The sequence below is a fragment of the Pseudodesulfovibrio sp. zrk46 genome (assembly GCF_012516435.1).
Taxonomy (GTDB): domain Bacteria; phylum Desulfobacterota; class Desulfovibrionia; order Desulfovibrionales; family Desulfovibrionaceae; genus Pseudodesulfovibrio.
This window is the reverse complement of the sequence record NZ_CP051216.1, coordinates 1,396,349-1,418,778: the sequence shown is the minus strand read 5'-3', so window position 1 is coordinate 1,418,778 and position 22,430 is coordinate 1,396,349. Positions and strand designations below refer to the sequence as shown.

At 56.8% G+C, this 22,430-nt stretch carries 21 protein-coding genes; 7 read left to right on the top strand and 14 right to left on the bottom strand.

All coding sequences use genetic code 11. The features are described 5' to 3' along the window. Positions 1-137: 137 nt before the first annotated feature. Positions 138-4,577, bottom strand: coding sequence for a PAS domain S-box protein (locus tag HFN16_RS06470; RefSeq protein WP_168889975.1), 4,440 nt, complete (start codon positions 4,575-4,577; stop codon positions 138-140). Positions 4,578-4,737: 160 nt separating this feature from the next. Here HFN16_RS06470 and HFN16_RS06465 point away from each other — a divergent pair, with 160 nt between their 5' ends. Continuing rightward, positions 4,738-5,502: a transporter substrate-binding domain-containing protein gene (locus HFN16_RS06465; RefSeq protein WP_168889974.1), complete on the top strand. Its 765-nt coding sequence runs from the start codon at positions 4,738-4,740 to the stop codon at positions 5,500-5,502. 80 nt (positions 5,503-5,582) lie between these two features. Here the strand turns inward: HFN16_RS06465 and HFN16_RS06460 are convergent, their stop codons facing one another. The 6 genes from HFN16_RS06460 to HFN16_RS06435 all read right to left on the bottom strand — a co-directional run bounded on the left by HFN16_RS06460 (position 5,583) and on the right by HFN16_RS06435 (position 9,739). Then, positions 5,583-6,227: a TPM domain-containing protein gene (locus tag HFN16_RS06460; RefSeq protein ID WP_168889973.1), complete on the bottom strand. Its 645-nt coding sequence runs from the start codon at positions 6,225-6,227 to the stop codon at positions 5,583-5,585. Between the two features lie 16 nt (positions 6,228-6,243). Then, the gene (locus tag HFN16_RS06455) at positions 6,244-7,056 is read right to left on the bottom strand and encodes a TPM domain-containing protein (protein WP_247648460.1); all 813 of its coding nucleotides are present in this window, start codon (positions 7,054-7,056) and stop codon (positions 6,244-6,246) included. 12 nt (positions 7,057-7,068) lie between these two features. After that, positions 7,069-7,668 (bottom strand): LemA family protein, encoded by a 600-nt coding sequence (locus HFN16_RS06450; protein ID WP_210772240.1) that lies wholly within the window; start codon positions 7,666-7,668, stop codon positions 7,069-7,071. An 87-nt stretch (positions 7,669-7,755) separates the two neighbouring features. After that, the gene (locus tag HFN16_RS06445) at positions 7,756-8,211 is read right to left on the bottom strand and encodes a hypothetical protein (protein WP_168889972.1); all 456 of its coding nucleotides are present in this window, start codon (positions 8,209-8,211) and stop codon (positions 7,756-7,758) included. A gap of 83 nt (positions 8,212-8,294) precedes the next feature. Beyond that, positions 8,295-8,906 (bottom strand): YigZ family protein, encoded by a 612-nt coding sequence (locus tag HFN16_RS06440; RefSeq protein WP_168889971.1) that lies wholly within the window; start codon positions 8,904-8,906, stop codon positions 8,295-8,297. Positions 8,907-8,947: 41 nt separating this feature from the next. Further along, positions 8,948-9,739 carry an HD domain-containing protein gene (locus tag HFN16_RS06435; RefSeq protein ID WP_168889970.1) on the bottom strand — a complete coding sequence of 264 codons (792 nt, stop codon included), beginning with the start codon at positions 9,737-9,739 and terminating at the stop codon, positions 8,948-8,950. 104 nt (positions 9,740-9,843) lie between these two features. Between HFN16_RS06435 and HFN16_RS06430 the strand changes: the two genes are divergently transcribed. After that, on the top strand, positions 9,844-11,001 hold the full coding sequence (locus HFN16_RS06430) for a hypothetical protein (protein ID WP_168889969.1): 1,158 nt from the start codon (positions 9,844-9,846) through the stop codon (positions 10,999-11,001). On the opposite strand, the gene HFN16_RS06425 is transcribed toward HFN16_RS06430, so the two are convergent. Next, the gene (locus HFN16_RS06425) at positions 11,002-11,442 is read right to left on the bottom strand and encodes a cereblon family protein (protein ID WP_168889968.1); all 441 of its coding nucleotides are present in this window, start codon (positions 11,440-11,442) and stop codon (positions 11,002-11,004) included. A 48-nt stretch (positions 11,443-11,490) separates the two neighbouring features. Between HFN16_RS06425 and HFN16_RS06420 the strand changes: the two genes are divergently transcribed. Continuing rightward, positions 11,491-11,820: a hypothetical protein gene (locus tag HFN16_RS06420; RefSeq protein ID WP_168889967.1), complete on the top strand. Its 330-nt coding sequence runs from the start codon at positions 11,491-11,493 to the stop codon at positions 11,818-11,820. A 197-nt stretch (positions 11,821-12,017) separates the two neighbouring features. Here HFN16_RS06420 and HFN16_RS06415 read toward each other — a convergent pair whose 3' ends face one another. Next, a complete protein-coding gene (locus tag HFN16_RS06415) occupies positions 12,018-12,629 on the bottom strand; it encodes a LysE/ArgO family amino acid transporter (protein ID WP_168889966.1) in 612 nt (203 codons plus the stop codon). 91 nt (positions 12,630-12,720) lie between these two features. Here HFN16_RS06415 and HFN16_RS06410 point away from each other — a divergent pair, with 91 nt between their 5' ends. Then, a complete protein-coding gene (locus HFN16_RS06410) occupies positions 12,721-13,608 on the top strand; it encodes a LysR family transcriptional regulator ArgP (RefSeq protein WP_168889965.1) in 888 nt (295 codons plus the stop codon). Positions 13,609-13,698: 90 nt separating this feature from the next. Further along, on the top strand, positions 13,699-14,340 hold the full coding sequence (locus tag HFN16_RS06405) for a DUF2959 domain-containing protein (RefSeq protein ID WP_168889964.1): 642 nt from the start codon (positions 13,699-13,701) through the stop codon (positions 14,338-14,340). Between the two features lie 77 nt (positions 14,341-14,417). Here the strand turns inward: HFN16_RS06405 and HFN16_RS06400 are convergent, their stop codons facing one another. Beyond that, entirely contained in the window at positions 14,418-14,990 is a 573-nt protein-coding gene (locus tag HFN16_RS06400) for a TetR/AcrR family transcriptional regulator (protein WP_168889963.1), read from the bottom strand. A gap of 129 nt (positions 14,991-15,119) precedes the next feature. Here HFN16_RS06400 and HFN16_RS06395 point away from each other — a divergent pair, with 129 nt between their 5' ends. Continuing rightward, positions 15,120-15,653 (top strand): dihydrofolate reductase family protein, encoded by a 534-nt coding sequence (locus HFN16_RS06395; RefSeq protein ID WP_168889962.1) that lies wholly within the window; start codon positions 15,120-15,122, stop codon positions 15,651-15,653. Positions 15,654-15,661: 8 nt separating this feature from the next. Here HFN16_RS06395 and HFN16_RS06390 read toward each other — a convergent pair whose 3' ends face one another. Further along, positions 15,662-17,026: a PLP-dependent aminotransferase family protein gene (locus tag HFN16_RS06390; RefSeq protein ID WP_168889961.1), complete on the bottom strand. Its 1,365-nt coding sequence runs from the start codon at positions 17,024-17,026 to the stop codon at positions 15,662-15,664. 119 nt (positions 17,027-17,145) lie between these two features. Between HFN16_RS06390 and HFN16_RS06385 the strand changes: the two genes are divergently transcribed. Beyond that, entirely contained in the window at positions 17,146-17,739 is a 594-nt protein-coding gene (locus HFN16_RS06385; protein ID WP_168889960.1) for a LysE family translocator, read from the top strand. Positions 17,740-17,755: 16 nt separating this feature from the next. Here the strand turns inward: HFN16_RS06385 and HFN16_RS06380 are convergent, their stop codons facing one another. The 3 genes from HFN16_RS06380 to torT are packed head-to-tail and all read right to left on the bottom strand — an operon-like array spanning position 17,756 to position 22,292. Next, positions 17,756-19,138: a class II fumarate hydratase gene (locus HFN16_RS06380; RefSeq protein WP_168889959.1), complete on the bottom strand. Its 1,383-nt coding sequence runs from the start codon at positions 19,136-19,138 to the stop codon at positions 17,756-17,758. Positions 19,139-19,163: 25 nt separating this feature from the next. Next, positions 19,164-21,116 carry a cache domain-containing protein gene (locus tag HFN16_RS06375; protein ID WP_168889958.1) on the bottom strand — a complete coding sequence of 651 codons (1,953 nt, stop codon included), beginning with the start codon at positions 21,114-21,116 and terminating at the stop codon, positions 19,164-19,166. 3 nt (positions 21,117-21,119) lie between these two features. After that, positions 21,120-22,292 (bottom strand): TMAO reductase system periplasmic protein TorT, encoded by a 1,173-nt coding sequence (torT, locus tag HFN16_RS06370; protein WP_247648459.1) that lies wholly within the window; start codon positions 22,290-22,292, stop codon positions 21,120-21,122. Positions 22,293-22,430: the final 138 nt, after the last annotated feature.

Genomic DNA, 22,430 nt, shown 5'->3' with positions numbered 1-22,430 from the left:
GAAAATCAGGAAAATTTCTAGAATTTTTACAAAAAGCTGATGGTTTACCTGTGGAAATCTCTGCACTCATTCGCCACAATTCGCCCATTCTACCGAGGAATCCGGAAAATCAGGATACTCTCCGACAAAAGTAGAAATTAGGGCTCATCAGTGGTCAAAGCGCAGCAGGGAAAAATTCTTGCCAGCGCCGCTCTGATTTCATCCATCTCCACCGGCTTGGCGATGTAGTCGTTCATGCCTGCCATCAGAAATGTCTCGCGGTCGCCAACCATGGCGTGGGCGGTCATGGCAATGACAGGAATATTGGGGTCGATGCTTGAGCCGATCTTGGATTCCCGAATCTTGGTCGTCGTCTCCACACCGTCCATGCCGGGCATCTGGATGTCCATGAACACCGCATCATACACATTGGCCTGCAGCTTCTCCAAGGCCTCCCAACCGCCGCTCGCCATTTCGGCCTTGTGGCCAAGCTTTTCCAGCATGCCCACAGCGAGCAACCGGTTCACGCGGTTGTCTTCGACCACCAGCAGCTTCAAACCGGCGCCGGGAACACACGGCCCACTCGTCCGCCTGCTGACCTGTGCGTCCGGGTCATACCTGAAATTGAGGGCCACATAGACTGACGTGCCCTCCCCTTCCTTGGAGAACACTTCGATGGAGCCGTTCATGAGGCGCACCAGTCGCTTAACGATGCCGAGACCAAGGCCGGTACCCTGATGACGACGCATGTACGAACCATCCACCTGAGTGAAGGGTTCGAAAATATCCTTGAGCTTGTTGTCCGGAATGCCGATGCCGGAGTCGCCCACTTCAAAGAGCAGGCGAACCACTCGGTTGTCCGGGTCCAGTCTCAGAGGATGCACAGCAATGGCCACCCTGCCGGCATCCGTAAACTTCACGCTGTTGCCCACCAGATTGAACAGCACCTGACGCAAGCGCCCCTTGCCGCCTTCCACCAGCGCGGGCATCTCGTCCCCGACCTCGCTGGCCAGCGTGAGCCCCTTGTCGCGAGCCTGTCCGCGGAAACTGGCCAGCACCTCATCCACCAATGCTGCGGGTGAAAAGGTCTCGTTAATGACATCCATCTTGCCGGCCTCGATCTTGGAGAAGTCGAGGATATCATTGATGATAGCAAGCAGACTGCGGCCGGAGGACAGGGCCGTATCCACATAATCACGCTGCTCTTCCGTCAAATCCGTAGTCTGTGCAAGCTGGAGCATACCGAGCACCCCGTTGAGCGGCGTGCGCACCTCATGGCTCATGTTGGCCAGAAATTCACTCTTGGACTGGCTGGCTGCCTCGGCCTGTTCCTTGGCCACCAGCAGATCGCGCTCCATGGCCTTGCGTTCAATGGCCAGGGCGATCTGCTCGGACACGGAGACCATCAGGGCCAGATCCTTGGCCGAATACTGATCCGGGTCGGAGTAGGACTGCACGGCCATGACGCCCACGACTTCGCCTTTGACCTTGAGCGGCACGCCCAGCCACACCTTGGACCGGGTTCCCAGCATATGCTCCTCGACGCCGTCATAGCGGTCCAGAAACTCCTTCCGGGTCATGATAATCGCCTCTGTGAACGGAGCACCGTCCTCGAAAGAAGACGGCGAAGACACCTTGTCATAACCTCGCACCAACATGGGCTTGCCGGTACGGATCACCTCAACGGAAAGACTGGTCACCTCGGGATCCTCGGTATCGCATACCAGCCCCTTGAGCTCGTCGTTCTCATCCTCATAGTAGGTGAACTCAAGGAATCGCCGGGTCTTATCCAGCAGGGCCACAAAGAAATTCGCGGCGTTGATCTCGTCGTTGAGCCGCTCGTTGATACGACCATAGAGCTCGTCCAGATCAGACGTGGTGTTGACCGCATTGGAGATCTGATACAGCAGCTTGGCCACGCTCTCGTTATACTTGCGCTTGGAAATATCCAGAATGGTCCAGATGACGCCCTGCTCCAGATCATCCCGGTCCACAGCCTTGGCAAACAGACTGGTCCAGACCATGGAACCATCTGCCCTACGGAACTGCTGCTCTGTCTGATAGCTGCCGCATTTGACGATTGAATGGATGCAGCTTCGACGGAAGCTGTGATACGCCTCCGGCGTAGGGAAAAATTCCGACGGCCTGAGCCCCACAAGCGTCTCCGGGGTGTGCCCAAATATCTCTGCCCCGCGAGGATTGATGCGGGTCACGTGATCATCATGGAACAGACCGATACCGGTAATGGTGTTCTGCTGGATGGCCTCCAGCTCATACAGAGTCTCGCGGAGCTGATTTTCGTTGCGTTTCCGCTCGGTGATGTCGGTAATGGAGGCAATGGCATCATCAGTGCCGGGCAGACTGCCCACCTGGATATGCACATGACGCACCTTGCCCGTTCCGGAAACGAACCGGAATTCATAGGAGAAGACCTCATTGGTATCCTTTGCCAACCGGTCCTCGCGCTGCTTGCGCACAAAGGGCCGATCCTCTGCCGCAACAAAGCTCTGCCAGCGGGCTTCGCCCTCGATGTCCTGCAATCTCATTTCACTCAGGTCGGCAAAGCGCTGGTTGGCCTTCAGGATGATACCCTTGCGGTTTATCAGCACCGTTGCCACACTGGATGACTCGAACACCGCCCGATACCGCTCTTCGGTTTCCTGACGGGACTCCTCGGCCCTGAGACGACGGCTGATATCCCGGATCATGGCCACATAGCCACCCGGCCTGCCATCCGCCTTGGGCGGCAGCAAGGAGAAGGTGGAGTCCGTGGGCACGGCCTTGCCCTGACTGTTGGTGAAATTCCATTCGCCGATCCACGCGCCCGCCCCGGTCAACACCGGCCTGACAACGGCATTGAACCGTTCAAAATCCGAATCACAGGCATGGAGCAGCCTCAAGTCGCTGCCGATCATACGACTCTTGCCGTGCCCGAAGATGGCGATGACGGCAGTGTTCACATCCGTGACTTTGAGGTTCTCATCGAGCATCAAGATCGGGTCCACCGAGCTTTCGAACATGGCCTGGAACTGCTCACGGCTCTCCATCAGCCGTGCCTGAGCCTCGGCACTCTCAGTGACATCCCGCGAAACCGTTGCGATATGCGTAATATCACCGTGAGGATTAGTGTAAGGATACATCGACACGTCGTAACAACGGTTTTCATGCCCAGGGAAAGAGAACCACGCCCGGTAGGAAACGGTGTTCCCGGCCAGACAGTTATCAAAATGAGGCTTGATGGAATTTTCAAAGATATCATGGCCCCAAACAGAGGCCATGTTCCGGCCAACGAGGTCTGACCGCTTCAGATCATGCTGCTCCAGATAGGCACGGTTGGCCGCTTCATACACCCCGTACTTGTTGGACAGGGTCATGAGGTCCTGGGTGGCATTGGCGATAAATTCAAATTTTTCGAGGGCTTCTTCCAACTCTTTGCGGGCGGTAATATCCGAGAACGAGATGAAGAGGACCTCTTCGCTATCCAACTCCATCTTGACCGCCGAGCCCTGTAGCCAGAACTGGGTGCCGTCCTGACGCCGCATCTTAAGATCGATATCTTCCAGACGCCCTTCACGCATGACCTGCTCATACATGCTGTTGCGCAACGCTTCGTCCACATAGAGTTCACGCGACTGCATGCCCACGGCCTCTTCCGGGGTCAGACCGAACTGCTGCGCGCCCTTGCGGTTGGCATAGACGCAGATTCCATCCGACACGCGAACAAGAATGATGGGCAAGGGAGAAAGGTCCAGCAGAGTTCGGAACCGCTCCTCTTTCTCGCGCAGAATATCTTCCCGCGACTTTTGCCGGGTGATGTCGGTTATGACCCCTGTGATGCCGCCCGGAGAACCGTCCTCGTTGTAGAAGAGCGATTTGCGGATGAGGACCTTGCTCTCGCGTCCAGCGAAATTAGTGGATTTCTCGTACTCCTGTACCCCGCCTTCCTTCAGCAGGATGGCATCCATCCGCTCATACTGCTCGCCATCTTCGCCGGGAACAAGGTCGCTGACGAGTTTGCCCATGATTTCATCTCTGGACTTACCCACGTACTCCATGAACGTCTTGTTGAAGCCGATGTAGCGGCCTTCCATATCCTTGTAGAAAATCTGGTTTGGTACGGCGTCGATGATGGTTTGGAGCATGGAGAGTTGCTGCTCCAGAGAGGCTTCGGCCTTGCTGCGTTCTGCCATCTCCTTCACCAGGCGCTCGCTCTGGGCCGAGAGATAGGTGGCGCGCTCCAGTCCCTTGGCCAGAGCGTGATCCAGCTCATCCAGGACCCGATCGCCCTTGATGACGTAATCCCACGCACCGTTGCGCATGGCCTGCACGGCGTCATCCAGTTCACCACGACCGGAAATCACGATAAGCGGGATGTCACGTTTTGCGCTGTCGAGTTCCTTGAGCACCTCATGGCCATCCATGTCGGGCATACGCAAATCAATGAGCACCGCATCGAACGAGACAAGCCCGAATGCGGATACACCGGCACTGCCGTCTGCCGCCTCTTCGACGGCAAAGCCGCGGCCCTCAAGGTGTTTTGAAACCAACGCCCGGAATCTAGGGTCGTCGTCTATGATCAAAATGCGCTGTCGGCTCAATCTCCATTTCCTCCTGGAGCCTGAAATACAGGCTTAAACCTTAGCGAAATCCATCAGGAATGTAATTATATTATATTTATTATTCTGAGACATTCGCACCTTGTCTCACCAGCCGTAACCGAGTACACCGTGTACATTGCCAACTTTTCAGGAGACCACCATGAGAACCACTCTGCTCGCCCTTGTCCTCACTCTGGCCGTCCTTGTCGCACCTGCGGCGGCCAAGAACCCTCTTTTTGTCTCAAACAGAGACTTCGCGCCCTACTCCATGATCATCGAAGGCCAGCCCGCAGGCATTGACGTGGAAGTCATGAACGAAGCCGCCAAGCGCGCAGGCATCACATATGACCTTGAGCTCCTCCCCTTTGAAGAGATGATCACCATGGTCAAGAAGGGAACCTGCGACGGCGCCTACGCCCTGTTCCACAGCCCGGAGCGTGAACGCATGGCCATGTTCATGGACGCGGTTCCCGTGCACTACAGCGATTACGTGCTCTTCACCAAGAACGGCTCCGATCTGGTCTTCACCGGCTACGGCGACCTCAAGGGCCGCGTCATCGGCCGCGTCGAAGGGACCGACCTCGGCAAGGAGTTCAACGAAGCGTTGGCAGCAAAGACTTTTCAGGTAAAGGAATACCCGGACCTCGCCACCGGCCTGCGCGGCCTGCTCACTGGCGAAATCGATGCGTATGCCGGAAACATCGACGTTACGTATCACAGCCTCAAGCGCATGGGTATGACCAGCTCCATCGTCTACCTGCCCAAGAAGGTCCTGAGCTTGAAGCCCTCCTACTTTATCATGTCACGCACCTCGGACTTCCCGGAAAAGGAACTGCTCATTCAAAAGCTGGAGCGCGCCCTTGACCAGATGCGCAAGGACGGTACCTACAACAAGATCGCCCGCAGGTATCTGTTCAGATATTAAGATCGCGTGAAGATTGTAATAAAGAAGGCCGCTCCCTGGGGAGCGGCCTTCTTTATTTAGTCTGTATGAAAAGGGGAAAGCTAGTGGGCTTCACCCTCGATGATCAGGTTGGGCAGTTCGTCTTCGTCATCCGGCTTGATGGGGAAATGCTTGGTAATCATTTCACCGCAACGCTTCACGCCGAGACAGAGCGCCTCGCCGGGGTTACCGGCCTTGATGCCTGCAGTGACCTCGGCCACGACATCGTCCCAGACAGCAGGATCGACCTTGTCGTTGATCCCCTTGTCCGCAAGAATCTGCACTGCCCGCTCGTAAACCGAGACGTAGATGATCACGCCAGTCAGATCACGGGTGCGGTGCAAACCGTTGAGATAGAAGGAGGTCAGCGCGGCCTCTTCCACTTCCTCTCGCATCTCGCGGCGGGAAATGAAGGGCTGCTTGAGATCAGGCAGGGCATTGAGCAGACGGGAGAACAGGACATATCCACCCAGGAACAGGGCCAGGAAGGTCCACATGTCCTCGCGGTCGAGCAGCATGGTCACGCAGACGGCGACCAGAATGCCGAGCAACAGGCCACCCAGATGGGCTGCGCGAGGATAGTCGTAGCTGGAAGAAGCGATGACCGGCACGATTTCACCGGAGGTCTTCTTTTCGACCTCGCGGACGCAGGCGGTCAGTTTCTCCTGCTCCTCTTTGGTAAGAAAAGTTTGTGCGAGTGTTTTCATTATATAATCCTTTTGCCTACCAGTCTCCGCCGGCACCACCGCCGCCGAAGCCACCGCCACCGAAACCGCCGAATCCACCGCCGTCACCAAATCCGCCGCCTCCGCCGAAGCCGCCGCCACGATGGCCGCCGCTCAGCATGGAGAGGAAGAAAAGGGTCGAAGCCGTGGAACCGAGTCCGGAGCCATGAGGATGATGCATCTTGGCCGCGCGTTCGTCCACCACGTGGCCGCGACGGCGACGTCTGCCGAACATTTCCGTGATCGCGATGAAGACGATCATGGGAATCACGATGAGCGGCAACACACCACGTCTGCTACCACGTTTCTTGACCGGAGCTGCCGTATATTCACCACGGACAGCGCCGCCGATGGCGGTAACACCGTCGATGAAGCCGCCGTCAATGTCTCCCGCCTTGAACTTGGGGGCTATGACGTTGGTGATGATCTGCCCGGCCAGCACATCCGTAAGTACGCCTTCGAGGCCGTACCCTACTTCAATGCGGATCTTCCGATCCCCTTTACTGACCAGCAGAAGGACGCCGTTGTCCGAGCCCTTCTGACCGATCTTCCAGGCGTCAACCACGCGGATGGAGAACTCAGTGATGGCATCACCTTCCAGTGACGGCACGGTCAGGACCGCCACCTGCGTGGAGTCCGACTTGTCCAACTGGCCCAATTGGGTCTCCAGAGCCTGACGCGCAGCCGGGGTCATCATCCCGGCAAGGTCGTTGACGTACCCCTTGTACGGGGGCACGTCCAAGGCCATTGCGCTGGTGGCGAGGAGTAGAATGAGCGCCGCCGCAGGGACGGCGATGAGTGTTTTACGCACGGTACGCTCCCACTAGGAGGAAGAACCGAAGTTGACCTTCGGGGCATCCTTGGCACCGGGATCGGCGGTGAAGAATTCCTTACGCTCCAGATTCAGCATCACGGAGTTGGTCAGGGAGTTGGGGAAGGAGCGGATCATGGAGTTGAACTGCTTGACCGCGTCGTTGTAACGCTGACGCGCCACATTGATACGGTTCTCCGTGCCTTCCAGCTGATGCTGCAGGCCGAGATAGTTCTGGTTGGCCTTGATATCGGGGTAGCGTTCCACCACGACCATCAGACGGGACAGCGCAGAGGAAAGTCCGCCCTGCGCGGCCTGAAACTTGGCCAGAGCCTGCTTGTCGCCAAGCATGTCCGGAGAGATCTTGGTCTGGTTGGCCTTGGCGCGGGCTTCGACCACGGCCTGAAGGGTATCCTTCTCATGGGCTGCGGCAGCCTTGACGGTCTCCACCAGGTTGGGGATCAGGTCGGAACGACGCTGAAGCGCGGCTTCCAGATTACCCCAGGCGGCAAAGACTTCTTCTTCCTGCTGCTGCATGGAGTTGTAGCCGCAACCGGCCAGGGACATGGTCATCATAATAGCAATAAGGGCCATGGAAATACGTTTGATCATTGCTTGGTATCCATATGTTATGGGTTCAGATTTTAGAAAAACTATGGCCCGCCTTGGAAAAGTCAAGGCGGGCCATTTCGATTTCACTTATTTAGCGACCTTTTTACGTTTCTTGGGCTTCTTCAACCGCTTGCCCGCAGCCAGCAGCTTGCGCAATTCGGCAGCCGCCTCCACCGCATCGGCCTCATGGAGCAGGAAGCGCTCCTTGGCCGTCTGAAAATGCCACCCGACAGGTCGAGTCAGCAGCTTGGCGCCCCGTGACTCAAGGTACTCAAGGGCATCCGCTTCCGCCGCCACGTCTTCCATTTCGGCCAGAATCTCCTGCCGCTTGGCGATTTCCCGCATTCGCTGGGAGATATCGTAGGCCGACCGGATCACGTCATCCGGCTGGATATCTGTCACTTTTTTACGCCCGGAATAGTGTCGTTGCAGTTCGTTGAGGTCAGTCTTGAGTTCCTTGATCTCAAACAACGCCTCTTCCCTGGCTTTGTCTATCTTATCATTAAGTTGCTTGTAGATGGCGCGAAGCTTGTGTGCAGACATAGAGCGTGAAGTAGGTTTGTAGTTATTTGTACTACCTTTAGCCTAGCCCACTTTTGCGGCCCATGGCAACCCGCAAACGAAAATCATTTCGAAACGACTCTGCCACGACCGTCCGTCATCTCTGACAACCGTTCGGTAAAATTGGATAAATGCTCCTCAGGCATGGTCAACTCAAAGGCAGCCTCGTCCGTGAACATTTCTTCATCCACTTCCACCTCGAACTCCGGCAACATCCGTTTGAACAGCGTCACCGCCTGATATGGAATGGTCGCCACCACCGTGACGGTATCGACCTTCTCCTTGGTGGGCAGGGATTCCAGCACCAGATTGACCATGGACGAATAAGCGCGCACCAGACCGCCGGTTCCGAGCTTTGTTCCGCCGAAATATCGGGTCACAACAACGCTGACCTCGCCCACTTCGCCGTGCAGCAGCGTATTCAGCATAGGCTTGCCCGCCGTACCGTGAGGTTCACCGTCATCGCTCATGCCCACCTGCGCCGTATCGCCGGGGGGACCGGCCGCAAAGGCCCAGCAGTTGTGGGTGGCGTCGGGAAATTCTTCTTTGATCTCAGCGATGAACGCCTTGGCGCTCTCGCCATCCGGAGTATGAGCCGCCGTGGAGATGAAACGGCTCCGTTTGATGGAATCTTCCACCCGGTGGGTGGCCGCAGGGATGAGATATCGCTTGGACATGGAGTGGGTTTAGCCCGCAGAGCTTTGACGGGTCAAGCCGACTAGCGGCTCCGTTTCTCTATCCAGTCGAGGTCTGAACGGAATTGCTCTTTGAGTTCTGCAAACTGTCCGTTATCCGGCAACTTGCTCAGCAAGGTCTCGAACTTTCCCGACTCCGATAGATGACGGTAACTGTAGTTGTAATGCAGGTCATAGAGCCAGCAACAGACGAACAGGATGAAATCGTTGGACCATTTGATGGCCTCAAAGGCCACGAGCTGACGGTTCATGGCAGCCTTGAACACCACAGGCGAGACCTCGTTGTCATCCCACGACATGCCACTCTTGAGGGCTTTGCCCTGCAATGCATCCGGACTCAGACAGCGAAGGATATTGCGGATGGCATCCATCTTGTCCGCGTCGCGTACCGCCTCTGTGACCAGACGGGCATCCGGGGCCAGATTGCCGGGTAATACGCCAAGATTATGATGTTTTACCGCGGTCAGAACGACCTCGCCAATATGGTCGGGCAGATAATCAAGCACCCCGGCTTCACTGAGGATTTTCTCCCCTTCCACGGCGTGGTTGTAACCTTCCATGTCGTCGTATGTCTTGCGGCGCACCACTTGAGGGAATCGACCGACGTCATGCAGCAGGGCCGCCGCATCCAGGGCAAAGCTCATCTCGTCGGAGGCACCCCACTCCTTGCGGATGGCGCGGGCATGGGTCATCACCCGAAAGGTGTGTTGGTGTTTCAGCTCCACCATCTCGGACGCTTCACCCGCCTCGTTGCGATAGTGATCTACGTGCGTTTCGAACCATTCCCTGAGCGGTTCCATGGACAATTCCGGCATAATCCCTCCACTGCGGACAATCTGTTACCGCATATCGATCAATTGACAACCAGCAGCATACATGCTGATTAAAAGAAAGTGGAGAAGGATTTCAGGGACTTTCCATGTCAAAAGCGGAACAAACTCCATATTTGCGGCTCTGGGCCGCCTTGCTCGTCACAGTATTGACCCTGTGCGCAGGAACAGCCGTGGCCGAAGAGCTCACAGAGCCCGGCGGCGAAATGGTTCCCGAGGAGACCCTTTCCGAAGGGGAAGCCGCCAACGACGAAGCGGAACAGACCCATGAAAAATGGTCCCGGCGAATCACCTCGACAGCTTCCTATATGGACTCCTTCTTTGACGACGAACGTTTTTCCACCACTTCAAACAAAACGTATATCCGCCTTCGCGGTTCCCCAATCCTTGACCGCAACGGTCTTTCTTTCAATTCTTACGTAGACATACGCCTACTGCTGCCCAACACCGAGCGCTGGCTCGTGAACTTCGGCGGCGATCCCGACGCAGAAGACAAATACGGCTCCACTCCCATGGAGGACCTCGAGCGCAGAGACAGTGGCCGCGACGAACGCAATGCCTACATGGGCGTCAGCACCTTCTTCAAGCAGACCCGCACCCGTAATGTCGGATTCGGCGGCGGTGTACGGTTCCGCAATATCGGCATTGTCCCCTACGCCACCTTCAAATGGGTCGAACTCTGGGAGCAGAAGAACTGGGATTTACGCGCCACGCAACGGTTCCGCTACTATACGGACGATGGTCTTGAGTTCAAATCACAGCTGGATGCGGACTGGCCCATTTCCCACAAATTCTTTGCCCGCGCCTCCGGCTCGGTGCTCCTCAAGCATGAAACGCCCAACGTCTATTACGATGTGGATTACTCGCTATATCAATATCTGACGACCCGCCGCGCGATTCAGTACCAGATCTCCACTGGCTACACGTCACGCCCGGGCCGGTCGACCTATCTGGATACGATCCGCTATGAGGTCAAATACCGTCAGCAATGGCGCGACTGGTTTTACACCGACCTCGTTCCCAAGATCGTCCAGAACGACAGCACCGACTGGCGCGTCGATCCCGGTATCAGCCTCGATTTCAATTTCATCTTCGGCCACACCGACGTGCACGAGTTCACCTCTGCCTTCACGCGTAAGCAGAAGAGCCTCGAGACCAAGGCGCGCGAAGACCGCGACAAATCCCTCCAGGAAGCGCATGAGCATTTCATGGAGCAGCAAAAGCAGCAGGAATCTAAGGAAAACTAGCTACGCCTTCCGCCCTTCCTTTTCTATCAGTGCGGTAGTGATGAGACCGTAGAAGCCGCCGTTATCCCCGGTATAGCGCCAGCCGAGCAACGAGGCGCAATGCGAGCACGCAACCACCTGCCATGTATAACCCGGAAACCACGTGAATTCGTCAGTTTTGGGCCCCGAAGGGGTGATATTTTTGGCCGAGGCAAAGCAGCCAAGTTCAAAGACGTATCCGTGCGGGTTGAAAAAGACGTGCCGGTGTTTTCCGTCTACTTCCATGGCCAGATCAGGTCGTGTGATCACGCTATGGCAGAGCTTGCAGACGAGTTTGCGCCCACCGTTTCCTCTGGTGGATTCAGTCTTTTCATCGAGGTCCACATCAGCACCGCCGCCGTCAATGGCGTCCTTGAAGAACAGGTACTCTATGATCTCACGATGTGATTCTTGGGTCTGCATGGCGCGCTCCTTTTCGATATATACGCCAGCTTAGCGGGAAAATGAAGCATGTTCGCTCTTGACCCTCTCCAACCTCACGCCTACTTCCTACTTATGACTGACAACATCGATCCCGGATATCTGCGTCTTTGCGATGCCTGTTGCGACAACTCGGGCACGGCCAAGGAGATGATCAAGACTGGCGGCTGCACCTGTGACATCTGCGGTTGGGCCTGCAAGTGTTGTGGAGACGACGGAAAGCAGTTCATCAACAAGGTGGCCGTGCGCAACATCCCCGACGACGGATGGGACTATCTGCAGTGGAAGAACAGGCAAAATCTCATGCCCCTCAACTGGGAGGCGTTGTTTGTGATGGGGCGGGAGAAGGAAGAAGAGTAGAGGCTGAAATCAGATTAGGAAGCCGCCCTTTCGGGCGGCATTTTCAGGTGACTTCGCCTCCGGCGGCCAAAGGGTTATGCCCTTTGGAAACCCGTTTTCGCCTTCGGCGAGGCTTTGGCTTTAAAGTGAATATTTCTAGGCTAATGCAAATTTAGATAGCTTACTATTCATCCACCGCCTACTCATTACATAGCTGGCTATGCACTTAGTGCGCTTCGCACCAGGCTGGCTGCGATGCCCCACATGGTCAGACAGACGATGCCGTCCAGGATTCGCCATGTGATTTCGCGTTTGAAGACCGGAGCAAGCATCTGGCCGCCGAGGCTGAGACTGATGAACCAGCAGATGGAAGCAGTGATCGCGCCCATGCCGAAGACGTATCTTTCTGGCACCGGGAACTGCCCTGAAATCGATCCCATCAAGACGATGGTGTCGAGGTAGAAATGGGGGTTCAGGAGGGTCACGGCCAAGGTCAGCATCAGGGTGTGCCTGAGGGTTTTACCTGCCTCGCCGCTCGCTTCCAATGAACCGCCCCGAATGGCGGACATGAAGGAGTTGAAGCCGTACCACGACAGGAACGCGGCTCCGCCCCATGTGGCGATCGTAGCCAGTGTCGGGTTGCTCGCAACCATGGCCCCCACGCCTGTTACGCCCAAGCTGATCATGACCATGTCGCACACGATGCACAGCGCGGCCACCGCCAGATGGTGATTGCGTCGCACGCTCTGCGTCAGAACAAATGCGTTCTGTGCTCCAATGGCGACGATCAGCCCGCCGCCCATGCCGAATCCCTGTATGAATGGTGTCATTGATTCCTCCGTTGCCCCCTTTCTATGCATCCCCCGGACCTATGTGAAGCTAATTGTTTTCATGCTGCATAAGTTTTGCTAATAATCGATCATGCTCGATTACAAATTAGTGGAAGCGTTTGCCGTGGTGGCCCGTGAAGGCGGCTTTGAAAAGGCGGCCAAAGTGCTGCATCTGACCCAATCTGCCGTATCGCAACGGGTCAAACTGCTGGAAGAACAGACAGGGTGCATCCTGCTTGTTCGGTCCACGCCACCCAAGCCGACCCCGGCGGGCCGAGAGATGCTCAAGCATTACCGGCAGGTGCGTCAGCTAGAGATGGACCTCGGCCCGGGCTTTGGGCGTGAGCAGGACGGTTTTGTCACTCTTCCCGTTGGCATCAACGCCGACTCCCTTGCCACATGGTTTTTCCCGGCGGTGGGCGATTATCTCGCCGAGAACCCCGTGCTCCTCGATCTGGCCGTGGATGACCAGGCCCAGACCCACCGCCTGCTCAAGGACGGCGAGGTGCTTGGCTGCATCAGTGACCGCAGCGAGCCGTTTCAAGGATGTCGCGTCGAGTACCTTGGCGATCAAGTTTACAATTTGTATTGCACTCCGAATTACAAAGAGAAATGGTTCAATGATGGCTTGACATTAGAGAGGGTTCTCAAGGCCCCTACCCTCATCTTCAACCGCAAGGATTTGATGCACGGTATTCTTCTTGAGGAGGCACTCGGGCAGCCTGTTCCCTACTTCAACGCCTTCTATCTGCCCTCTTCAGAGAAGTTTGCGCCCACCATCGCTCGCGGGCTCGTCTGTGGCATGCTTCCACCACAGCAGGCCAATGAATACGTGGAACGTGGCGAACTCATTGACCTTGTCCCCGGTCACTCTTTCACTGTTCATCTTCACTGGCATTGCTGGAATCTCGAGTCCGGCGAGCTTGGGCGATTCACTGACGCGCTGGTGGCCGGAGCACATCGTGAGTTGAAGGTATAGGCATGCCCAACCACGCCATTGCCCACGGAACGCCTTTGTTGTATCAAACCACAACATTCTGAATTGAAATCCCTTTCCAAGGAGTCCCATATGAAACGGTTGGCCCTGTCTCTGACACTGTTTTCCCTGCTTTTCACCTTCGGCTGTCAGAAGGCCTACTACGCAGGCATGGAGAAGATCGGATACGATAAGCGTGAAATCCTGGCGGATCGCGTGGAGAACGCCCGCGAATCCCAACAGGATGCCAAAGAGCAGTTTGCGAACGCCCTTGAACGCTACCGTTCCGTGGTCAATTTCGATGGTGGCGACCTTGAGGACAAGTACAACACCCTCAACGACGAGTACGAAGTCAGCGAAGCTCGCGCCGAAGACGTGCGTGACCGCATCGAATCCGTCGAGGACGTGGCCGAAGCCCTGTTCGAAGAGTGGACCGAGGAAATTCAGCAGTACACCAGCTCCAAGCTGCGCCGCTCCAGCCAGCAGAAGCTGACCGCCACCAAGTCCCGCTACAACAAGCTGATCCGCGCCATGAAGAAGGCCAGCAGCAAGATGGACCCTGTACTGGCAGCCTTCAAGGATCAGGTGCTCTACCTGAAGCACAATCTCAACGCCAAGGCCATCGCTGCACTGGAAGGCGAGCTGGGCACCATCCGCTCCGACGTTGACACCCTGATCAAGGAGATGGAGAAGTCCATCGCCGAAGCAGACGCCTTCATCAAGACGCTGGAATAACAGCGCGACTTTCATCCAAAAAGCAAAAGGGGCACGGTGTTAACCGTGCCCCTTTTTTCATTCCCTGCGCCGCCGATCTAGGCCGCTTTGGCCTCTACCTCAAGACCACGCACATACAACGAGAGCGGACCTTCGAGCATATCGTAGGTCAGTTCCTCACTACTCCAGTTGCAGCGCATGGCCAGCGCAAAACCGTGCAGATAATCTGCCAGTAAATCCAATGCATTCTTGAGCTCCCCGTCGCTCAGACCGAGGGGCTGCATCACTATCTGAAACCGCTCCGCAAAGACCTCCGCCGGACCAATCGTGGTCATGGACAGCATGGTCTCCAACAAACCGGTGTGGTCCTGAAGCAGCGCGAGATAGCTGCGACACAACTCACGCAACTCTTCCTGCCACTCCCGGGCCCCGGTGGGGCGGTAAATTGATTCCATCAGAGAAACGGCCACTGCTTCGAGCAGCACCGCCTTGTTCTTGAAATAATGGTAGATCGCCATGGGATCGACATCGAGCTTTTCGGCCACCTGTCTAATGGTCGGCAACTCGCCACGCTCCAACATCGTCGTCCGGAAACAATCCACTATAGCTTCGGCGCTCAGACCCTCCTCGTCCCGTCCGGGACGGCCGCGCCTCTTCAACTTGACAGTCATCAAAACTCCTGTGTAATCACCTAAATTCTACAATGTAGAATAAATGATTCAAAGCGCAATGGCAAGCGAAAATCACAACGCATGCAGATGTTTTTTCAGACTTTAGTTTAGTGAATGGAGTGAATGGGTATGCCCAACATCGTGTACGTAGGAGCCAGCCTGGATGGCTATATTGCTGACAGGAACGGCGGCCTCGAGTGGCTTGGAATGGTGCCGAACCCGGACAACAGCGATTACGGTTTTGCGGAGTTCATGGACTCGATTGATGCCCTGCTCATGGGACGCAAGACATTGGAAACCGTTCTGGAATTTGGCTGTGAATGGCCCTACTCAAAATCGGTGTTCGTGTTGAGCGGCACCATGACCGAAGTGCCGGACGCAGTGAAAGACAAGGTGGAAATCGTCAACGACACCTTGGAAAACGTAGTATCGGCATTAAACACGAAAGGATTTGAGCGGTTGTATGTTGATGGCGGACAACTTGTTCAGGGATGCCTGAACGCAGATCTGATCGACGAATTGATCATCACCCGAATTCCGATCCTGCTGGGAGGAGGCACGCCCCTGTTCGGAGCCCTGCCCAGTCATCTCGAATTTGATCACATCGAGACCACTGTCCTACTGGGTGAGATGGTCAAATCTCACTACAAACGCAAAAGATAGCTGGCTTTCTATTTCGTTCCACTCAGAATATTGGTCAATATCCACAACCCCTTGCGGAATTCCTCCATATCCTGAACGCCAGTGAGGGAGATTCGGGCCGCCGCAGGGGGTTTTGTCTCGCCCACTACGAACTTTTCTGCGCCGAATACGCTCACACCATCGGCCTGGGCCGCCTTTTCCAGCGCCTGCCCTGTCCATGGTTCGGGCAACTCTACCCAAAGATAAAATCCGGTGGGTTTGCCACGGAAACGGAGCCCTTCCAGCATGTCACAGGCGACCATGTATCGCCGCGCCGCCTCTGCCCGCTTGATCTCCACCACCTGATCCGCGGTGCCGTCATTGATCCACATGGCGGCCAGCTCGCCATTGAGGGGCGGCGCCATCCAGATGGTGTTGAGCACCGCCTGCGCCAACGGTTTGCGATACGGTTTGGGCGCCACCACAAAGGCCACGCGCAATCCGGCAGCCAGCGACTTCGACATTCCGGCCACATAGACAGAACGATGTCGCACCCTGCTCCCCACCGGATCCAGCATGCCCGGCGCGGTCAGGTCGTAGGCGTCATCCTCGATGATGATCAGGTCATGGGCATCGGCCAGTCGGGCAATCTCGTCCCGACGCTTGCCAGACATGGTGGCCGTAGTGGGATTATGCACGCCGGGCATGACGTACACGCCCTTGATCCTGTCGCGTCGACAGGCTGCGTCCAGCGCTTCGGGCATCATGCCCTCGTCATCCATGGCAATGGGCACCAGCCGGATGCCCAGCATGGTCGCAAGGGTCTTCATGCCCGGATAGGTCAGGGCGTCCGCCGCAATGCGGTCGCCAGGCCGGAACAATCCGCTGAGGCAACAGGTCAGGGCATGTTGCGCTCCGGCCGTGACGATCACGTCCTCGGCCCCGCACTCAAGACCGTACCGTGCAGCCCATCGCGCCCCGGCCTCCCGGTGATCCGGCATGCCGCGCGGGTCGGTATAGCGCATGAAAGAGGTGGGATCTTTGCGTCGAGAAATCCGTTTGATGCCCTCGGTGACATCCGGGTCCAGATGGTAGAACGGAGAGATCAGCCCCATCTCCAACATGCCTGCCGCTGCCGGCTCAAAGGACACCATGGACGTGGATGTCACTGCATCCGAGGCTACGAAGGTGCCCCGCCCCACGGTGCCAGACAGCAGCCCGCGCTTCTCCGCTTCACTATACCCGCGGGTGATCGTGGACACGTTCATGCCCAGCTCGTCCGCCAGATCGCGGTGAGTGGGCAGTCGCTCGCCGGGCGTCAGAATGCCCTTCTGAATGTCCCGTTCAATGGCGTCTGCCAGCGCCTTGTAGAGCGGCCCTTCGTCCCGGTCGATGAGTGGAGAATATATTGTCATGCAGACAATGTTTCCATTGACGCCATACAATGTCAACCATACAACGCGAACATGGAAAACCACCCATGGGGCAACCGGTCGATTGTGCAGGGCCCGCCGATCGACCACGGAGAAACACCATGACAATGGAGACGTATACCGCTTTTTTGATGTTCGTCATCGTCATGACGGGCACACCCGGCATGGGCAACCTGTCCATGATGGCCATCGGGCAGACCACCGGATTCCGGTCGTCCCTGCCCTTTCTACTGGGCACCACAGTGGGTGCCATGACACTGGACACCACCGTGGCGCTGGGCCTCGGCGGCCTGTTCATGACCTCGCCCGAGGCAGCATGGGTCATGCGCATCCTCGGCATGGCCTACATCATCTATCTCGGCTGGCGCATCATCACCATGCAGTTGGCGGAACCCGGCGAGGGAAAACGGTTCACTTTTGTGGAAGGCCTGTTCCTGCACCCGACCAATCCCAAGAGCTGGACCATGGCTGTGGTCGGATTCAGTCAGATCGCCAACCCGAACGCACCGCTGTTGCAGCAGGTTGCGATCTTTGTACTGACCTTCACGGTCTTTCAGGTCTCGTTCCACTCCCTCTGGGGGCTGGCAGGCGTGATGATCATGCGCACCCTGCGCTCCAGAAACGTAATGTTGGCCGTCAACACAGTGCTTGTCACCGTGATGGTGGGCGCCACCGCCTACGCGATGTTCATCTAGAGAAAAGACAGAAACCCTAGACCATCTTCTGCGGATCAACGATGCGGTCGAAATCGGCCTCTGAGACAAGTTGTAGTTCAAGCGCTGACTGCTTCAGAGTAAGGCCATTCCGATGCGCGTGAAGGGCAATTTTGGCGGCATTTTCGTACCCTATGGCCGGATTGAGGGCCGTGACCAGCATCAAGGAACGCGAGAGCAGGTCTGCGATTCTGTCATGGTTGGCCGTGAGCCCGTCGAGGAGATTTACCTTGAAGGCGCGCATGGCTCCGGACAGGTTGCGGATGGATTGGAGAAGGTTGTGGATCATGAGCGGCTTATACACATTCATCTCCAGCATCCCGCCCGATCCGCCAAGTGTGACGGCCTGATCCGCGGCCATGACCTGCAACGCGACCATGGTCAATGCCTCGGCCTGTGTGGGGTTGACCTTGCCCGGCATGATGGACGACCCGGGCTCGTTGGCGGGCAGTATCAATTCTGCCAGCCCGGCCCGGGGACCGCAGGCGAGCAGGCGGATGTCACAGGCGATCTTGTAGAGGGCATTGGCCAGCGTCTTGAGCGAGGCCGAGAGATGCACCAGCGCATCATGGCTGCCCTGCACAGTGAACTTGTTGGGCGCCGGGACAAAAGGAAGACCTGTGAGGTCAACGATATGTCCGACAGCGTCCCTGTCAAAGCCCGGATAGGTGTTGATGCCTGTTCCCACGGCAGTGCCGCCCAGCGGGAGCTTGTAGACATCCTCCAACGCGGCCTCGATGCGGACGATATTGTCATCGATGAGCCCGGCATATCCTGAGAACTCCTGCCCTAATGTCAGGGGCGTGGCGTCCTGCATATGGGTCCGCCCGATCTTGACGATGTTCTTCCACGCCTCGGCATGGGAGGACAGTGAGTCGGCGAATTCACGCGTGATCGGCAGAAGATCGCGCACCACGCCCATGGCAGCGGCCATGTACATGGCGGACGGAAAGTTGTCGTTGGTAGACTGGCAACGATTGACGTGATCGTTGGGATGGACGGGCTCCTTGGAGCCGAGCGGACGGTCCGTAAGCTGGGAACAGCGGTTACTGATGACCTCGTTGACGTTCATGTTGAACTGGGTGCCGCTGCCGGAGATCCAGACCGGGAGCGGAAACATGTCGGCATGGTCGCCGGAAAGGAGTTCATCGCAGACACGCACGATGAGATCATGGGCCTGCCGGGGTAACTGCTCTGCCCCGAGATTGGCCCGGGCACATGCCTTCTTGAGGATGGCGTAAGCCTCCACCATCTCCGCAGGCATGGGATCCGTGCCGATATCAAAGAGATTGAGCGCGCGCTGGGTCTGGGCGCCCCAGAGTTTGTCCGCAGGCACCGCCACAGTGCCGAGGCTGTCTGATTCCGTTCTATACGCCGTCATGCTCGTCTCCTTGGTCATCAGGTGATCAGGTCACCACGGTATCCGATGGGATAACAAAGATAAAACAACTTCCCTCACCCGGCGTGGACTCCACAGTGAGGTCGCCGCCATAGTGAGCCACTATCTGGCGGCTGATGGCCAGTCCCAGCCCAGTGCCGAAGACCTTGCTGGAGCGGAAATTCACATCCTGCACCTGATAGAATATGTCGAAAATCTTTTCCCGGTCCTCGGGCGCGATGCCCCGCCCGGTGTCGCACACACGGAACTCCACCCCTCCCGGCACCGGGGCGGCGGAAAGGGTTACTTCGCCCTCATCCGTATACTTGAAGCCGTTGCTCAACAGGTTGATGAGCACCTGATGAATACGGTCACTGTCCGCACTGATGGAGACTTCCACCAAGGGATACGATACCCGGAAATCCACTTCGGCGTTTTTGGCCGCGTAGCCGGATATGGACTCCGACGCCTGCTTGAGGATGGCCGACACATGCAATGGCTCGTTGCGCCACTCCATACGCCCGGACTCGATCTTGTTGAGGTCCAACAGGTCATTGACCAGACGGCCCAATCGATCTGATTCACTGCGTACGACGCCAAGATTGTCAGAAAATCGCCTGACACGAGTTTCCAGCCCGGGCTCCTTGCGTAGCACCGGCAGGAAATATTTGTCGAAATTCTTCTCCATGAGCCTGAGGAAACCGATGATGGACGTCAGTGGAGTGCGCAGCTCGTGAGAGGCGGCAGACAGAAACATGGTCTTGGCCTTGTCCATATCGATGAGCTCCTGCTCCGCGCGCTTGCGCTCTGCGATCTCGTTCTGCAGATCGTCACTGTAGGAGGTGAGGCGATCCATGAAGGTGTTGTAGTAGCCGGACAGCAACCCGACCTCGTCTTTGGAATGGACCTCCATGCGTGCGGAAAAGTCGCCGCTCGCCGCCTGGGAGAACTTCTGTTGCAGTTGCTTGAGGGGATGGGAGATGACAGACCCGATCCACATGGAGATAGGGAGTACCAGCAGCATGAGCGCCACAGAGGCCAGCACGATCACGTAACCGATGGCCTTCAGCGGTGCGTAGAAGTCGTCGAAATAACTGGAAGAGGCCACAACCCAGCCCATTTCGGGAATATCCGTGAAATAGACGACCTTGCGCCGGTACTCCTCTTCGCCGGGATTGCGCCACATGTACTCGAAGGAGCCGTTACGTTCCGTGACGATCCGTCTGGCCACCGCAGCGAGCCGGGCGTCGTTATACTGGTCGAAATGCTTGCCCTGCAGATGCGGGTGGATGAGAAGGAAGCCAGCATAGTTCAGCACAAAGGGATAGCCGGACTTGCCGAACCCCAGCTCGAACATGCGCTCGCGAAAATCGTCGATTTTGACCAGTTCGCTGAACTCCTCGGTGTAGGTGGATACCGAGATAATCCAGTCCCACGGCTCAAAATAGACCATGTAGGCGACCTTGGGCCGCTCCACCTTCTCCAGGATTTCACGCCAGCCGTACTCGTAAAACCCTTCCTTTTGCTTGATCTGATCCCGGGCAAAAGTCAGCCCGGAGACATCCACGTCCACCAGACTCCGTTGGGGATGCACCAGCATGACGCCCTCGGAATTCATGATGTAGATGAACCCGGTCTTGCCGATGGTCTGGGACAACAGCAGTCGCCCGGCTTCGGCCTTGGCCTCTTCTTCGGAGATAAGGCCACGGGCCGCCCGGCGCTCAAGATGGCGAACCATGTCCAGATTCTTTTCCGCTACGGCGCGAAGGTAGTTCTTGATGGAGACAGTGGCGTTGGTGCGCACCATGGTCGCAATGGACGCGGTGGTCCTTTGCAGTTCACTTTCAATCCTCTCCTGAATGATGGTGCGGACCTGAGAGTAGACAAACCAGCCCGCAACCAGAGCCCCTACTACGAGCAGGATGGAATAGCTGAAGAACAGCTTGTTGCGGATGCGCATGTCACGAATGAACTGCCACATGGCCTACCCCTTGGGCTCCATTGCATAGATGGGCTGGTAACGGCGAGGACCGAACAGCCCTTCGTACGGATACCGTGCTGCATCCTTGGTCGTCACCACAGGGATGAACGGTCCTGACCGGAAGGGAAAATCCCGTCCGGCTTGTTCGCCATTCAGGAGGCGCACCAGCATATCCACGGCCATACGGCCCTGAAATACGGTGAGGTCAGACGGCGCGGCCGCCACTCTGCCGTCAGCGATTTTGTCGTAGAGAGAGGCGTTGAGATACGTGGACACCAGTGTCATGCGACCTTCCAGCTTCATGGTCCGGACAATATCCGCAGCGGCCTCGGCAGCCACCGCATTACCCACCAGATAGTCCACGTCGCTATTATTGTTCAGGCTCTTCTCGATCAGATTCCACTGGATGGCCCGGCCAGTATCCCCCCACCGGACATCAGTCATGGAGGCCTTGCCCGAGTAATACTTGAGAGCATCCGTGAAGCCATCGTAGCTGTCCGGCGCCCAACTGGATTCCTTGGGTCCGGGAAAAAATGCGAGCTTGATGTTGGCTTTCCCAGCCTGCTCGGCATGCCGGACCACGAATTCCCCGGCGTAGAACCCCATGTCGTAATAGGAAACCATGGCCTTGGCGGAAATGGCCGGAGCACGAATACCGTTCACAATGCCCACCACATGGACACCCTGCTTTCGGATTTCCCTGATGACATCGTCAAGACCGTCATAACTGATTGCCCCGACAAGGATGCCGTCCACACCGGAACGAGCCAGTTCACGCAGCTGCTTGATTTGCTGCTTCAGGTTCGTATAGCCGCCAGCCTCACGCAGATCGACCCCAATGCCCAGCCGCCGGGCTTCCTGGATGATTCCGTAGTTCACGGCCACCCAGTAATCGTCTTTCATGTGGGGGAAGGAAACACCGATGCGATAGTAATTCCCGCTAATCATCGGCGGCGCCCATTCTTCCAGCCGAGCCCGTCCAAAGCTTCTGGCTGGTCGACCAGGCTTCTTTTTCGAGACCTCATACTCGCCGTAGTAGCTCTTGACCTGAATAGGCCACCACTGCTCGTCTTCAGCCCGCACCGGGACCGAACCAAGCACCAGCAACAGCACAACGCAGGAGACTCCCATCACCAGCGACTGCCACCGTTCATACGCTACCGTCCCTAACGCCATTGAATATACCTTTACACTTAATATTTAAGCCTTTTTGCACCCTACCATAGGGAGTTTGCCAACAATAGTATATTATACTGACGTTTCCCAACACTCTCTTGTTACAAAGAAAAAAAGGGCCCCGGTCCATGACCGGGG

Coding starts and splice junctions, on each gene's coding strand:
- torT (WP_247648459.1), bottom strand. CDS start 22,292: ATGGCGTTAGGGACGGTAGCGTATGAACGGTGGCAGTCGCTGGTGATG.
- HFN16_RS06450 (WP_210772240.1), bottom strand. CDS start 7,668: ATGATCAAACGTATTTCCATGGCCCTTATTGCTATTATGATGACCATG.
- HFN16_RS06435 (WP_168889970.1), bottom strand. CDS start 9,739: ATGCCGGAATTGTCCATGGAACCGCTCAGGGAATGGTTCGAAACGCAC.
- HFN16_RS06395 (WP_168889962.1), top strand. CDS start 15,120: ATGCCCAACATCGTGTACGTAGGAGCCAGCCTGGATGGCTATATTGCT.
- HFN16_RS06430 (WP_168889969.1), top strand. CDS start 9,844: ATGTCAAAAGCGGAACAAACTCCATATTTGCGGCTCTGGGCCGCCTTG.
- HFN16_RS06405 (WP_168889964.1), top strand. CDS start 13,699: ATGAAACGGTTGGCCCTGTCTCTGACACTGTTTTCCCTGCTTTTCACC.
- HFN16_RS06445 (WP_168889972.1), bottom strand. CDS start 8,211: ATGTCTGCACACAAGCTTCGCGCCATCTACAAGCAACTTAATGATAAG.
- HFN16_RS06425 (WP_168889968.1), bottom strand. CDS start 11,442: ATGCAGACCCAAGAATCACATCGTGAGATCATAGAGTACCTGTTCTTC.
- HFN16_RS06410 (WP_168889965.1), top strand. CDS start 12,721: ATGCTCGATTACAAATTAGTGGAAGCGTTTGCCGTGGTGGCCCGTGAA.
- HFN16_RS06385 (WP_168889960.1), top strand. CDS start 17,146: ATGACAATGGAGACGTATACCGCTTTTTTGATGTTCGTCATCGTCATG.
- HFN16_RS06375 (WP_168889958.1), bottom strand. CDS start 21,116: ATGTGGCAGTTCATTCGTGACATGCGCATCCGCAACAAGCTGTTCTTC.
- HFN16_RS06465 (WP_168889974.1), top strand. CDS start 4,738: ATGAGAACCACTCTGCTCGCCCTTGTCCTCACTCTGGCCGTCCTTGTC.
- HFN16_RS06415 (WP_168889966.1), bottom strand. CDS start 12,629: ATGACACCATTCATACAGGGATTCGGCATGGGCGGCGGGCTGATCGTC.
- HFN16_RS06400 (WP_168889963.1), bottom strand. CDS start 14,990: ATGACTGTCAAGTTGAAGAGGCGCGGCCGTCCCGGACGGGACGAGGAG.
- HFN16_RS06460 (WP_168889973.1), bottom strand. CDS start 6,227: ATGAAAACACTCGCACAAACTTTTCTTACCAAAGAGGAGCAGGAGAAA.
- HFN16_RS06440 (WP_168889971.1), bottom strand. CDS start 8,906: ATGTCCAAGCGATATCTCATCCCTGCGGCCACCCACCGGGTGGAAGAT.
- HFN16_RS06420 (WP_168889967.1), top strand. CDS start 11,491: ATGTTCGCTCTTGACCCTCTCCAACCTCACGCCTACTTCCTACTTATG.
- HFN16_RS06380 (WP_168889959.1), bottom strand. CDS start 19,138: ATGACGGCGTATAGAACGGAATCAGACAGCCTCGGCACTGTGGCGGTG.
- HFN16_RS06390 (WP_168889961.1), bottom strand. CDS start 17,026: ATGACAATATATTCTCCACTCATCGACCGGGACGAAGGGCCGCTCTAC.